Here is a 12974-nt window from a genome sequence, read left to right on the forward strand (position 1 = left end):
ATTTACCTTGTGCCGCGATCGCTTCGCTTCAGTGCCGGGATGTAGTTCCCTGGATCTTGGGCAACCCAGCCGAGGCTAGAGTTAGACCGCACTTCAAAGTGCAGCCCACCTGTAGAACCGCCAGGAGCATCGCTAGCAGCGCTAACCTTACCAATGCGATCGCCCGTCTGCACCTGCTGTCCCACCTGAACTGAAATCTCGCCAAGCTGGGCGTATCGGGTTTGCAGCCCTTGGCTGTGGTTAATCACCACCATTTTGCCGTACTCGTCCTGCGTTCCGGCAAAGGCAACCGTTCCGGCTCCTGCGCTCAGGACATTTGTCCCGGCGGCGGCTTCCAGATCCACGCCGCTGTTAAACACGACTTTGCTAGAAGCATCCAACTGCCAGCCGTAGTTTCGCAAGATAGCTGCCGTACCGGGTAAAGGCGATCGGCTCAAGGCGTTGGCAACTGTCGCCTGGGCAGTACCGGGTGGCGACCAGTTCACGCCAGGGACAAACACGACGCTAGGGGCTTCTTGACAGCCGTTAATCTCAAACAGCACATCGGCTCTAACTCCGTAGGATTTAGCAATCTCTCGCCAGTTCCTACCTGCGGGCACATCCACCCGTACGCCGTTGTAGGGCGGAATCACCAGCTCTGTGCCCACGGGCGCACTGCCGCTGCGGATGTCGGGATTAAACCCTAGCAGCGTTGCCGGGATGAGGTTGTACTGCTGGGCAATGCTGGCGATCGTCTCCCCAGAAGCAACTCGGTGACGGGTCAGACGAGACAGTGCGGGTTGAGGACAGCCTGTGGCAGGCGCGTTGGCAGATTGGGCAGAGACGGGAAGAGCCAGTAAACCTAGTAAAGCCACAGAGCCGAGTGATGAAGACTTAAAATATGAACGCTTAAAATGTTGAGGCAGCTTCATGGGGAGTAGAAAGTTGAAGTCTCAGGGCGATCGCAGTCGTTAAATTTCGTCTCAAGCTTTAGCTTCAAGTTTGTTTGTGGTGCCTCCAATTCTGTAAGAAACTTGGTTAGAGTGATGGTATACCTACCCGCAAAGTAGTCTGACCTCAAAACTTCCTGACCGAGAGGGAACATGAGAAGTTCCATGAGTTCTCCGAAAAATCAGCAACGCCTCTTATCTTTACACTGCGCATCTTTCGTGACGAAAGAGAAACAATGAGTTTATTTGTATTCAGGCAGCTCGCAATTTGTGCAGGGTTACTGGCACTTGGAGGAGGAGTGGGCTGGGTTGGCAATACTTACCTGAAGCACTCTGATCCTAGCGTGACAGCCAATGAGTCTGCGGCAACCTCGCTGAATACGCCAGTGGTGTATCGCGTCGCGCCTCTTCAACAATCTCATGCTAACCACAATTTTATTGCCACAGCTGTTGATAAAGTTGGACCAGCCGTTGTGCGAATTGATTCTGCTAGAACTGTCTCTAATAGAGGAAACGGTTTTAGCAGCCCTCCATTCAAGCGGTTTTTTGGGGAGGAAACGCCCTCTCCTCAAGAACGTGTTGAGCAGGGCACGGGTTCAGGATTTATCACCAGTGTCGATGGACACATTATCACAAACGCTCATGTTGTCGAAGGCAGCGATAACGTGACGGTGACGCTCAAAGATGGACGAATTTTTGAAGGGAAAGTAGTGGGCGTTGACCCTATTACTGACGTGGCGGCTGTGAAAATTGAGGCTTCAAGCCTCCCCGTCGTTGTTTTGGGTCGTTCTGAAGATTTGCTGCCGGGACAGTGGGCGATCGCCATTGGCAACCCTTTAGGATTAGACAACACCGTTACGGCAGGCATCATCAGCGCTCTGGGTCGGTCTAGCTCTCAGGTGGGCATTCCCGATCGGCGCGTCCGATTTATCCAAACCGATGCTGCGATTAATCCAGGCAACTCTGGCGGGCCGTTGCTCAACGATCGCGGTGAGGTGATTGGCATCAATACTGCCATCCGAGCTAATGCCCAGGGGTTAGGGTTTGCCATTCCCATTGAAACGGGACAGCGCGTTGCTCAGCAGCTTTTCGCCACCGGAAAGGCGACGCATCCCTACTTGGGCATTCAGATGGTGGATTTGACCCCTGAAATGCGCGATCGGATTAATCAAGATCCGGCATCAAAGCTTAAGGTGACAGTCGAACGCGGCATTTTAGTCGTAGATGTGATGCCTAGCGCCCCAGCCGCCGCCGCAGGTCTGCGTCCTGGGGACATTATCCTCAAGGTGAATGAAACGGTCGTAACGAGCGCTTCTGATGTGCAAAATCAGGTAGAGGATAGCCGTGTAGGTGAAATGCTTGCTGTGGAAGTTCAGCGGCAAGGGGAATCTCTGATTTTTCAGGTCAGACCTAGCGCTTTTCCCATAGAAGAAGTGGGCTAAGTTCTCACCCTTCTGTAGACGAAGATTTATCTTCATCCTCACCCCAAGAAAAAGAACCTCTAACACTGGATTCTAGTTCCATGCGTTGCTCCATCCGTCGTAAGAAATAGCCTGTCATCATTGCCGATGCAAGTAAGCTAGCAAGATTTTCTCGATCGGTGGTCACCTGAACGCTAAACGCTTCTGAAGGCAGAAAGCCAACTAAACCTTGAACATTTTGCGAAATAATTTGTCTGATCTCAGGACTCACAGATTTTGCTACCGTTGCCAAAATTTCTGGAGATTGGTGCTGGAGATATTTCAACAATTGATTCACCTGACCTTCTTCGACCTCACTGCCGGAGAAATCCAAATTGTCAGGGTTAAACGCCATAGAGTCTACAGTCCTACACTAATTGCGGTCAGTTTACCCCATTGTGCCATTTATATCTTCTACTGTGACCCGTATTTCCTGGGTGGCAGGGGGGGTATCCAGAAAAACGGCTAGGGGTCTGACGGCTGCGGTAGCTTGTCTACCTGGAAATATTGGTGAAACTTATCGGTAATTTGCAACCAGTACGATCGCCCCTCTGGCTGGCGGCGTTTACGAATAAAGCCTAGCTCTACCAGCTCTTTAACGTGATCGTAAGCTCCCGATCCTCGTAGCTCTACTAGGTCAGTCTGCGTTATGGAGCCTTTGAGGGCGATCGCCGCCAAGGTTCGCAATGCGCCTACGCCTAAATCTACCGGAATCAGCGTCTGCACTAAGTCTTGAAAGGTTTCTCGCAGCTGAAGGCAGTAGCCATCTGGAGTTTCCACTACTTCGAGGGCGCTGTCTCGATGGGCATAGTCCTGCATCAGCTCAATCAGACCTGCCTCAAGAGCTTGCCGATCGCATCCGGCGTATTCTGCCAACTTGCCGATCGTCAATGGCTGAGCCTTGAGGTATAAAATAGCTTCAATTTTGCAGGCTAACGACGACATTGCAAAAGACAAAAGGGGAGGACTGGCGATCGGCATAGAATTTATTCAGCTTAGGCGACTAGATAGACTAGGCAAATACAGGCGGATACAAATACAAGCGGATACAAATACAGGCGAATAGAGAGAGAGTATAGCCCAGTTCTCACAAATGGCTGCTACTTCCTGAACTGAATCCAGATTTAATCCCGATCTAGTCTAGATTTCTGCCCGTCAAATCCACAAAGATGTCTTCTAAATTAGAAGGGCGGGTCATCATACCCGTTTTGTCAGGCTGCTGATCGAGATAGGCTTTAGCATCTGCCATGGTTGGGAAAAATTGATAGTCCCAGCGTTCGGCTTGCCCGTCTTGTAGAGAATCGCCCTTCTGTTTCATCACCAGACCTTCACCATGGCTCTGGCGCAGCTCTTGCAGCGTGCCTAACGCAATCAATTTGCCGCTGTCCATAATGCCAATGCGATCGCAGAGATATTCCACCTCTTCCATGTAGTGAGTCGTCAGCACAATCGTCATGCCCTGCTGATTTAAGCCTTTGATGATTTCCCAGAGACGGCGGCGAGTTTGAGGGTCAAGCCCGACGGTAGGTTCGTCTAAGAATAGAATTTGCGGCTGATGCAGCAGCGCTCTGGCAATTTGCAGCCGCCGCTTCATGCCGCCCGACAGAGTTTTGACTAGCTCTTTGCGGCGATCGCCCAATTCCACATAGTCCAGCCAGCGGTCAATCTCCTTCTGGCGATCGGCATCGGGAATGTGGTGCATTCGTCCATGAAATTCCATGTTCTCCCATACGGACAGATCCAGATCCACGCTGGTTTGCTGAAGCACTACGCCAATTTGCTGCTTGACGCGAAACGGCTGCTTAACCACGTCATAGCCTGCTACAACCACTTGCCCTTGGGTAGGCTGCGTCAGCGTAGTTAACATCCGAATGGTGGTAGATTTGCCAGCGCCATTTGGTCCTAGCAGCCCGAAAATTTCGCCCGGTTGAATCACGAGAGTTAGATCGTTGACAACGGCAGTGTTGTTGTAAACCTTGTGAACACTTTGAATACAAACCGCAGGGATCATAGGGCGCTCTAAAACTTAAATGGCAAGAAAACTCAAGTAGCATCAACTTCAAGTTATACCAGCTTGCTTGGGTTCTTCCGCTGAATAAGTCATGCTGAAAGGGTCAAATGTGTCCAAAGGGTAACTTTTATGGATCTCACTCACTCCACCCCTGCTGATCAGGAAGCCGATCGCCTTGACCGGGAAGCGACTGTGCCAACGCTCACCGAAGATCAGTATCGCCGCAAAATGGAGCGCCGTAAGGAAGTCCAAGAAAAGCGTTTGGCCGATCGCACCCAAGAAAAAGGGCTAATCATTGTCCATACGGGCAACGGCAAAGGCAAAACCACCGCCGCCCTGGGCATGGTGCTGCGATCGCTAGGGCATGGCTACCGGGTGGCGATCGTCCAGTTTATCAAAGGCGGCTGGGAACCTGCTGAAAAAAAGGCGTTTAGCTTTTGGGAAGATCAGCTTGAATTTCACGCCATGGGCGAAGGCTTCACTTGGGAAACTCAAGATCGGGAGCGGGATATTCAAAAAGCTCAGCTTGCCTGGGAAACTGCCCTCAGCTTCATCATCAATCCTGAATTTAAGCTGGTGCTGCTTGACGAAGTCAATATTGCCCTGAAGTTGGGCTACTTACAGGTGGAAGATGTCTTGAAAGGGCTGGCGCAAAAGCCTGAAGATTCCCACATCATTTTGACGGGTCGGGGCGCGCCGACTGAGCTGATCGATCGCGCCGATTTAGTTACAGAAATGACTTTAGTCAAGCACCCCTTTCGAGAGCAAGGCATCAAAGCCCAAGCAGGGATTGAATATTGATCGGGGATTGAATATTGATAAAGTAAATGGGGATCAGTCCCAAAATCTTCTCAATTCAACTTCTAATTCAACCCTTCCAAATTCAAATAAAGCAAGCCTTGAGTTCATGACCTATTCCTCTCCGACGCATTCTTCTACGCATCTCAGCGTCAATTTAAACCGAGTTGCGCTGCTGAGAAACTCCCGAAATATAGGTATCCCCAGTGTCCTAGATGCTGCCCGAACGGTTCTCAATGCTGGAGCCTATGGCGTAACAGTACATCCTCGCCCTGACCAGCGCCATATCAAACCTGCGGACGTTTATGAGCTGGCAGTCATGCTGAAAGCAGAATATCCGGCTGCTGAATATAACATCGAAGGGAATCCCTTTGAGGCAAAGTTCATGGACTTGGTGAGCGCAGTCCGACCGACGCAGTGTACGCTCGTGCCTGACTCTCCAGAAGCTTTTACCTCTGATCACGGCTGGGACTTGTCGAGCGATCGCCTTCGGCTCATCCCCATTATTGAGCAGCTCAAGGATTTAGGCATTCGGGTAAGCCTGTTTATGGATGCCTTTCCAGAGCCGATGGCAGAGGTTAAGGTCATCGGAGCCGATCGCGTTGAGCTATACACTGAACCTTATGCTGCCGCCTATCGAGAAGGGCGAGATGTACTGGCACAGTATGCGATCGCGGCTGAAGCGGCTCAGAGCGCAGGGCTAGGGGTCAATGCTGGACATGATCTGAACTTACAAAATCTAGCGAAGTTTTGCACTATTCCGGGCATCTTAGAAGTGTCGATCGGTCACGCGCTGATGGCAGAAGCGCTAGAAATTGGGCTATTCAGCACGGTCAAAGCTTACTTGGAAATCCTGTCCTCCTAATCTTTGAAAGTCAACCTAATCCATACAACTTATATCTAGAGAGGTCAATCTATGCGATCCACCTATGCAGCCCGACTCTAAATCCGATTTCAAGCTGAGAGTCAGCGTCTTGGGTCTGATCCTCGATGCTGGCGACGTGCTCTTGATTCACCAAACTAGCCTCCCAGAAGCCGACCTCTGGGATTTGCCAGGGGGCGGACTGGAGCCTTGGGAGAGCTTGATGGAAGGCTTGACCCGTGAAGTGCGCGAAGAAACAGGACTCATTGACTTTCAGGTTGAGGGGGTTTTGACGATCGCTGAGACGTTTTTTCCAAAAGAAACGGGTAAAACCTCGCATCTGCTCAACCTGATCTACCGATGCTCAGTGCCCGATCGCTCTGCGGTGCTGAGCAGTGAGGAGCCGGAAGTCGGAGAGCGAGGAATTCAATGGCTGGCGATCGGTGAACTAACTGCCGAAACCTGCACCACGCGCACCTGGAAAGCTTTGCTGGCGGCGGGTTTGGTTGACCCTTAAGCTTAGGTTTTACAGCTAGTTTTGTGAAGAGCATTGCATTGCCCCTCACAAAACGGTAGTCCTCAAAGGGTAGGGATGTTTTGTTGCATGGGCTTTGCCCATGCAACAAAACATCCCTACCTAAATACCACTACTCCCAAAACTAGCTGTAAAACATTGCGCCGTATGTTTACTCTAAAAATCGTCTGAAAATCCCATGTTCACTGACAAAAGCGTTCTCTTGACAGATAACCCTGCACAGCTCAGATACGGTATTGCCGTTACAGATATCGATGGTGATGGTGCATTTGAGCTGTTTGTTGCTGGATTTGGTGGGCAAAATTTGGTTTTAAAGTGGCAAGGTGCAGGCTTCGCAGATGTCGCAGACTCCGTACTAGCCGATTTTGGACGGCAGGCGATCGGGGTGGCGGCAGGCGATTTAGACGGCGACGGACGCGAAGAAATCTATGTCCTCAACACAGATACATTTGGCGGGCGCAAGCAATTTGGCGATCGCCTATTCGATTGGCAAGAGGGCGGCTGGCACGACCTATTTTCCCTACCCCAAAATCAGGATGCCCTTAACCTAACGGCAGGGCGATCGGTTGCCTGGATCGACCGCCACGGCACCGGAAAATATGGCTGTCTAGTTGCCAACTATGGCGGAGCCATTCGGCTGTATGAGCTAAACGCTGATAACATGATCGCCGATGTGGCTGTTGCGGCGGGGTTGGCAAAGGTTGCGAGCGGGCGAGGGATTGTCTCACTGCCCCTGGTTTCTGAGCGCATGGATATTTTTATGGCGAATGAAAACGGCTCTAACTTCCTGTTTCGCAATCAGGGAGATGGCACCTTTATGGATATTGCGGCGATCGCCCATATCAGCGATCCCTATGAGCATGGTCGAGGCATTGCGATCTTAGATGCTAACGGCGACGGACGCTTTGACCTGGTTTATGGCAATTGGGAAGGCGCGCATCGGCTATTTATTCAGCAGGAGCCGGGTAAGTTCAGGGATATCGCCTCCCAATCCATGGCAATGCCCTCTCGCATCCGCACCGTTATTGCCGCAGATTTTGACAATGACGGCTATGAGGAGCTGTTTTTTAACAACATTGGACAACCCAACCGCCTGTTTGGCTGGCGCGAGGGTAAATGGGTGGCACTAGAAATGGGCGATGCGCTAGAGCCGCGTGGACTAGGCACAGGGGCAGCAATTGGTGATTTCGATGGCGACGGCAGATTAGAGCTAGTGATTGCTCACGGCGAGTCGGGTGCCCAGCCGCTATCGCTCTACCACACGACTGCCAACACAAATTCTTGGCTGCGAATTCTGCCCCTGACTGCCCAAGGTGCTCCAGCAAGAGGGGCGATCGTTACCCTCACGGCAGCAGGCAGGCGGCAAATGCGGGCGATCGACGCGGGGAGTGGCTATCTCTGTCAAATGGAGCCTGTTGCGCACTTTGGTTTGGGCAAAGAGACACAGATTGACTTTGTGGAAGTTCGGTGGCTTGACGGCAAGACGACCCGATTAACCGCTCCAGCCGCCAATCAGTTGATTCAAGTTAGCTACCCCATCTCAGAGGCATAATGTCTAGAAAGCACGCAAATCATTGGCGATCGTGACGACACGACTGATCGGCACATTTCTGCTGCAACTTTCTGTAGGGCTACTGCTCGGCGTATTTGCCGTTCCGTGGTGGGTATGGGGAAGTGCGATCGTCCTGATTACAGCAACAGCGGATTTAAACACAGATCATTCATCAGGAAAAACCACAGGAGGAACTCTATCCCTCGTGTTTTTCCTGGCGATGATGCCATTAATGATCTTGGCGATCGGCATGTTGCTGCTTAATATGCTGGCACTGGTTTGGCTGACTAGGCTCTCCCACGATTATTTGCCAGGAGGTGTAACGCTCTCTACTGTTTTCTACTTGATGCTTATGGCAGGAATCGGGGATTGGATTGTTCGTGCAGGAGTCAGCGGTGTGGCAGATTGGCTCTGGCTTCCCTCGGTTGGCATCGCAAACCTGTGGGCTTTGAAGCTGACTAGCTGGCAGACGACACCAGAATGGGTGCTTACTGCTGAATCCACCCTCAGATGGGCAAGGATTTCATTGGAAGGCGCCAGCCTGCAAGGCGCACTCTCTTTTCTGTACCAAAGCGCATGGTTTTACACGGTTGCAGACCTGAGCGCTGCTTTTTGCCTAGCGTGGGTTGCCAGCATCTTCGCCACTATTCCCCCTGCTAAGCGATCGCTGCTTCAGAGATGGAATCTCCAGCAAACGACCCTGACTTTGTTAGCAATCTCATATGCAGGGGTAGGAGCAGGATGGCTGCTTGGGAGAGTCGTATGAGGGTAGTTTTACCAGCAGAAATTGACAGATCTCTAGGGCAATATGTTTCCAAATAGATCGGTATCGCTTAGTCCGTAGCGTTGCTGTGCTTCTGTAATAGCACTCCGAGTTTCTGGAGTTAGCGATCCGTTGATGTCGCCTGGATTGTAGCCATTCGATCGCAGATAGCGCTGCAATTCGGCAACACTATAGCGCCCTTCCTGAAGATTTTGAGTCAGCACTAGGCGGGACTGCTCAGCCTCTAGACGCGCCTGCTCCGCCTCTCGTTTTGCCTCCTCCGCCAGGATTCTAGCTTGCTGTGCTTCAGTCCTTGCCTGCTGAATTTCTTGCCAAGACTGCGTAGGGCTACCGCTGATGCTGCCGCTAGTGCTATTTCCGCCAGGTACACTAGGCAAACCTAGTGCAGCAGTAACTTGGGGGCCAGCAATACCATCTGGCACAAGACCACGCGATCGCTGAAGGGCAACAACAGCAGCCTGAGTTTGGGCATCATAGTTGCCTGTAATCGCACCCTGATAAAGCCCTAGAGTGGTCAGTCGGGTTTGTAGCTCGGAGACACTAGCACCCGTACTACCTAACCGCAGCAGATTAGAGACAGTTGGATTTGAAGCTGAGTTCGTCGGTGAGTTAAAGACAGTTGGGCTAGGGGCGGGGTTAGTAGTTTGAAAAGATTGTCCAGCTGGCTGACGTAGCGCTGTTTCGGTTGCAGCTCCCACAATGCCATCCGCAGGTAAACCATTGTCGCGCTGAAAGCGGGTTACGGCATCTTCAGTGATTTGATCAAACGTGCCGGAGATAGAGGCGTTATAGTATCCCAACTCCGCCAAGCGCTTTTGCAGTTCTGAAATCTGTGAGCCGCTATCTCCTCGGCGCACGAGCGATCGGGGTGTAGAAGGATCTTGAGCAGATGAGCCAGACGGACTGTATAGCGCCGTTACAGTAGCGCTACCCACCACTCCATCCGCCGCTAGCCCCATATCTTGCTGAAAGCGCATTACCGCCTCCTGAGTCAGAGAGCCATAGAATCCCGTAATCTCGCCGTTGTAATAGCCTAAATCCGTGAGCCGCTGCTGAAGGTCTGTTACGGCTTGTCCGCTATCATTCATTTGCACTGCGGACATTGACTGCGCCATGGCAGGTGATGCACCCAAACCCGCCGCTGTTGCTAAAAGCATCAAAGCTAATCTCCACCCAAGTCTCGATCGCAGGTGCAGCAGCGACGAGCTTAACCATCGGGAAGTAGAGGAATAAAGTTTCATATTGCATGTTCTCCTTAAATCAACCTGGCTCAGAGATGACCACCCATAGAGTCAGACCTCTATAAAGAACTATATATTATGTCACCTATAGCGGTTTAGGGTTGCTGGGCGATCGCCTACGTTTAGGCAATAATCTTAGGCGATTTCTATCTTTTTGGCGCAGTGGATTTAGCCTAATGCAATAAATTGAGTCGGGTGGCATTAGGCCAGGTGCAACTCAGCAAAATTGCTCATTAGCTGCTCATTAAGCAAACTGCCAGTCCTTGAAGAGAATCAAGGACTGGCAGTTTGAAGATATTGATAAAGACAGAGCTTAGAGAACAGGGCTTCTAAGCTATCCATTGGCTAAGGCATTCACTGGCTAAAGCATCCATTGGCTAAAGCATCCATTGGCTAAGGCATGAAGTGATCAAATAACAGCGTTGCTGCCACTGCAAAGCCTGTAATTCCAAATGCCATTAAAGGATGCTGACCTTGGCTAATAGCAAAAGTTGTGACAATGCCCGCTCCCAATGCTGCCGTTACAGCTGAACCTAGCCAATCCTTCTTTGAATTCTTATCGTACATTTTTATTCTAAGGTAGATTGAAACGTGTGACCTAAACCATGTGATTTTGATCAACCTACCATCCATCAATGTATCCCTGAATGCAAATCCTGGATCTTGTAACCAAGGTTTAGATTCGCTTAACTTTCTTAATAACGGCTCTCCTGACACGCTTTCCTGACGCTCCTAATAGCCAACGATCCGCAGGCTGCTCGATCGCTTCTCTAATTCACCTTTTCTGTGTTGCTGCCCTTAATCCATCCCTCCGTGCCATCGGCAAGGCGAACACGTTGCCATGCTCCATCAGGTGCTTCTTCCAAAACCGTGAGTTCTTGGTTAAAGTCAACGCCGCCTACTTGTGCTGCATCGCCACTCGGCTCTTGGCGCAAGATTAGGCCGATCGGCTGCGTGACGCGAGCCAGATAACCTTCAGCAACAGAGATTGGAGTTGGGCTAGGGCTAGGGCTGGGGCTGGGCGAGGACTTAGGTGGGGCACCGGGAGTCGGAGAAGGATCGTTGGGAAAAACAGGTCTAACGGGAGGGGTGGCAAGTTGCGTTAAGACATAGCGTGTTGCGCCATAGCCAGCCATCGCTAGGAGAGCGATCGCCAATAATAAACCAAGGATGAACTTGCTAATTCCAGACAAACTCATAGCAGTCCGCCGAAAAAGTGATGACGCTCTATTCTAAGGGTTGATGGTAAGTCCAGACAGTTAGATTCGTCTAGATTCGTCTAGATTCGTCAGAGCCAAATCTAATTACCTAAGCCGCTTTGCCGAGAAGCTAACCGCACTCTGCCATTGGTTGCCCAATCTTGCAAAAGTCGAATCTGATCTTGAGCGGTTTTGGCTAACGGAATCATTTGGCTAGCGGCTTCCAAGATATCCTCAGTTGTGAAGTCTCGATTTTGGCTAAAGCCAATATGCATCGCCTCCACCAGAATTTGCTCAATCTCAGCTCCTGAAAAATCAGGCGTTTCGTAGGCCAGACGATCGAGATTGTAAACGTTGAGGTTATGCGGACGCAGCCGTGACAGATGCACCGCAAAAATCGCTCGCCGCTCTTCCTGGGTGGGCAAATTCACAAAGAAAATTTCGTCGAACCGACCGCGTCTCAGCATTTCTGGCGGCAAAGCCTGGATATTATTGGCAGTCGCCACGACAAAGACCGGAGAGGATTTTTCAGCAAGCCAGGTAATGAATGTGCCAAAAACGCGGCTAGTGGTGCCCGAATCTCCCCTGCTGTCAAATCCGGCAAAGGCTTTATCAATTTCATCGATCCACAGAATGCAGGGCGCTAACGCCTCGGCAAGCTGGATCATTTGGCGCGTTCGAGACTCAGATTCACCCACCAAACCTGCAAACAGGCGACCTACATCTAGCCTTAACAGCGGCAAATGCCAGTGATGGGCGATCGCCTTTGCCGTCAGAGACTTGCCTGTGCCCTGAATACCTACAAGCAGCAGTCCACGCGGATGGGGTAGCCCATACTGGCGGGCGCGTTCGGAAAACGCGCCGCCCCGGCGCAGCAGCCAGTCTTTGAGATTGTCCAAACCGCCGATATCTGAGATCTTTTCGGTAGCCGGATAGAAGTCGAGGATCTGGGTCTGGCGAATCGTTTGGCGCTTCTCTTCCAAAATCAGCTCTACATCTTCGGGCTGAAGGTTGCCGTGAGTGGCGATCGCCTTTGCCAGAACTCGCCGAATTCGCTCCATCGACAGACCTTGGCAAGAGCGAACAACTTCATCCAGCACTCGTGGCTCCAGACTTTGCCCCAGGGCAGACAGTAGCCGTTCTAGCTCAGCTCGAATTTCAGGTAGGTGGGGCAGCGGAAACTCTAGCACCGTCAACACTTCACCCAGGTCGTCTGGAACGTTGATCTGTGGCGAAAGAATCACAATATTCTTAGGCTGAGCCTGAAGCAAACGCGATAAATTTCTGAGCTTACGGGCAACGGCAACGTCTTCAAGAAATCGATGAAAGTCCCGCAGGATAAAAATCGCAGCAACGCTTGCAGGCAGCTTTTCCACAAACTCTAGCGCCTGTAGTGGATTGCGTCGTCCAAAGTTCGCGTCATTGGGATTGCCTTGATAGCCATCCACAAAATCCCAGATATAAAGGCTCCGGTTCCCCTGCCGTTTTGCAGAATGCGCGATCGCCGTCTCTACCCGCTCTTCTTCTTGGGTCGGGATATAAATGATCGGATAGCGGGCGCGCAGCAATAACTCAAAATCTTCGTTGAAGCCCATGAAAGCAG

At 51.3% G+C, this 12974-nt stretch carries 15 protein-coding genes; 6 read left to right on the top strand and 9 right to left on the bottom strand.

What is annotated here, in order from left to right; translation table 11 throughout:
• Positions 1–2 precede the first annotated feature (2 nt).
• Positions 3–854 (bottom strand): LysM peptidoglycan-binding domain-containing M23 family metallopeptidase, encoded by an 852-nt coding sequence (locus AC5JMP_RS04810; protein ID WP_495850299.1) that lies wholly within the window; start codon positions 852–854, stop codon positions 3–5.
• A 311-nt stretch (positions 855–1165) separates the two neighbouring features.
• On the opposite strand from AC5JMP_RS04810, the gene AC5JMP_RS04815 reads away from it, so the two are divergent.
• Positions 1166–2371, top strand: coding sequence for an HhoA/HhoB/HtrA family serine endopeptidase (locus AC5JMP_RS04815; protein ID WP_495850300.1), 1206 nt, complete (start codon positions 1166–1168; stop codon positions 2369–2371).
• Between the two features lie 4 nt (positions 2372–2375).
• Here the strand turns inward: AC5JMP_RS04815 and AC5JMP_RS04820 are convergent, their stop codons facing one another.
• The 3 genes from AC5JMP_RS04820 to AC5JMP_RS04830 all read right to left on the bottom strand — a co-directional run bounded on the left by AC5JMP_RS04820 (position 2376) and on the right by AC5JMP_RS04830 (position 4400).
• Entirely contained in the window at positions 2376–2744 is a 369-nt protein-coding gene (locus AC5JMP_RS04820; protein WP_495850301.1) for a DUF760 domain-containing protein, read from the bottom strand.
• A gap of 110 nt (positions 2745–2854) precedes the next feature.
• Entirely contained in the window at positions 2855–3334 is a 480-nt protein-coding gene (gene scpB, locus AC5JMP_RS04825) for an SMC-Scp complex subunit ScpB (RefSeq protein ID WP_495850341.1), read from the bottom strand.
• Positions 3335–3524: 190 nt separating this feature from the next.
• Positions 3525–4400 (bottom strand): ABC transporter ATP-binding protein, encoded by an 876-nt coding sequence (locus tag AC5JMP_RS04830; RefSeq protein ID WP_495850302.1) that lies wholly within the window; start codon positions 4398–4400, stop codon positions 3525–3527.
• A gap of 129 nt (positions 4401–4529) precedes the next feature.
• On the opposite strand from AC5JMP_RS04830, the gene cobO reads away from it, so the two are divergent.
• From cobO to AC5JMP_RS04855, 5 genes are all read left to right on the top strand, one after another.
• Positions 4530–5201: a cob(I)yrinic acid a,c-diamide adenosyltransferase gene (cobO, locus tag AC5JMP_RS04835; RefSeq protein WP_495850303.1), complete on the top strand. Its 672-nt coding sequence runs from the start codon at positions 4530–4532 to the stop codon at positions 5199–5201.
• 106 nt (positions 5202–5307) lie between these two features.
• Entirely contained in the window at positions 5308–6063 is a 756-nt protein-coding gene (locus AC5JMP_RS04840; protein ID WP_495850304.1) for a pyridoxine 5'-phosphate synthase, read from the top strand.
• A gap of 64 nt (positions 6064–6127) precedes the next feature.
• Positions 6128–6577, top strand: a complete 450-nt coding sequence (locus AC5JMP_RS04845; protein ID WP_495850305.1) for an NUDIX domain-containing protein — start codon at positions 6128–6130, stop codon at positions 6575–6577.
• A gap of 196 nt (positions 6578–6773) precedes the next feature.
• Positions 6774–8147, top strand: a complete 1374-nt coding sequence (locus tag AC5JMP_RS04850; protein ID WP_495850306.1) for a CRTAC1 family protein — start codon at positions 6774–6776, stop codon at positions 8145–8147.
• A 31-nt stretch (positions 8148–8178) separates the two neighbouring features.
• Positions 8179–8913 (top strand): hypothetical protein, encoded by a 735-nt coding sequence (locus tag AC5JMP_RS04855; RefSeq protein ID WP_495850307.1) that lies wholly within the window; start codon positions 8179–8181, stop codon positions 8911–8913.
• Positions 8914–8945: 32 nt separating this feature from the next.
• Here AC5JMP_RS04855 and AC5JMP_RS04860 read toward each other — a convergent pair whose 3' ends face one another.
• The 5 genes from AC5JMP_RS04860 to AC5JMP_RS04880 all read right to left on the bottom strand — a co-directional run bounded on the left by AC5JMP_RS04860 (position 8946) and on the right by AC5JMP_RS04880 (position 12966).
• Positions 8946–10034, bottom strand: a complete 1089-nt coding sequence (locus AC5JMP_RS04860) for a peptidoglycan-binding protein (protein WP_495850308.1) — start codon at positions 10032–10034, stop codon at positions 8946–8948.
• A complete protein-coding gene (locus tag AC5JMP_RS04865) occupies positions 10012–10179 on the bottom strand; it encodes a hypothetical protein (protein ID WP_495850309.1) in 168 nt (55 codons plus the stop codon). The genes AC5JMP_RS04860 and AC5JMP_RS04865 overlap by 23 nt, the downstream gene beginning before the upstream one ends.
• A 386-nt stretch (positions 10180–10565) precedes the next feature.
• Positions 10566–10889, bottom strand: coding sequence for a hypothetical protein (locus AC5JMP_RS04870; protein WP_495850343.1), 324 nt, complete (start codon positions 10887–10889; stop codon positions 10566–10568).
• Positions 10890–10942: 53 nt separating this feature from the next.
• The gene (locus AC5JMP_RS04875; protein ID WP_495850310.1) at positions 10943–11371 is read right to left on the bottom strand and encodes an SH3 domain-containing protein; all 429 of its coding nucleotides are present in this window, start codon (positions 11369–11371) and stop codon (positions 10943–10945) included.
• Between the two features lie 101 nt (positions 11372–11472).
• On the bottom strand, positions 11473–12966 hold the full coding sequence (locus AC5JMP_RS04880) for an AAA family ATPase (RefSeq protein WP_495850311.1): 1494 nt from the start codon (positions 12964–12966) through the stop codon (positions 11473–11475).
• Between the last annotated feature and the right edge of the window lie 8 nt (positions 12967–12974).

Source organism: Drouetiella sp. (genome assembly GCF_059504425.1).

Coding starts and splice junctions, on each gene's coding strand:
- AC5JMP_RS04815 (WP_495850300.1), top strand. CDS start 1,166: ATGAGTTTATTTGTATTCAGGCAGCTCGCAATTTGTGCAGGGTTACTG.
- AC5JMP_RS04820 (WP_495850301.1), bottom strand. CDS start 2,744: ATGGCGTTTAACCCTGACAATTTGGATTTCTCCGGCAGTGAGGTCGAA.
- scpB (WP_495850341.1), bottom strand. CDS start 3,334: ATGTCGTCGTTAGCCTGCAAAATTGAAGCTATTTTATACCTCAAGGCT.
- AC5JMP_RS04830 (WP_495850302.1), bottom strand. CDS start 4,400: ATGATCCCTGCGGTTTGTATTCAAAGTGTTCACAAGGTTTACAACAAC.
- cobO (WP_495850303.1), top strand. CDS start 4,530: ATGGATCTCACTCACTCCACCCCTGCTGATCAGGAAGCCGATCGCCTT.
- AC5JMP_RS04840 (WP_495850304.1), top strand. CDS start 5,308: ATGACCTATTCCTCTCCGACGCATTCTTCTACGCATCTCAGCGTCAAT.
- AC5JMP_RS04845 (WP_495850305.1), top strand. CDS start 6,128: ATGCAGCCCGACTCTAAATCCGATTTCAAGCTGAGAGTCAGCGTCTTG.
- AC5JMP_RS04850 (WP_495850306.1), top strand. CDS start 6,774: ATGTTCACTGACAAAAGCGTTCTCTTGACAGATAACCCTGCACAGCTC.
- AC5JMP_RS04860 (WP_495850308.1), bottom strand. CDS start 10,034: ATGTCCGCAGTGCAAATGAATGATAGCGGACAAGCCGTAACAGACCTT.
- AC5JMP_RS04865 (WP_495850309.1), bottom strand. CDS start 10,179: ATGCAATATGAAACTTTATTCCTCTACTTCCCGATGGTTAAGCTCGTC.
- AC5JMP_RS04875 (WP_495850310.1), bottom strand. CDS start 11,371: ATGAGTTTGTCTGGAATTAGCAAGTTCATCCTTGGTTTATTATTGGCG.
- AC5JMP_RS04880 (WP_495850311.1), bottom strand. CDS start 12,966: ATGGGCTTCAACGAAGATTTTGAGTTATTGCTGCGCGCCCGCTATCCG.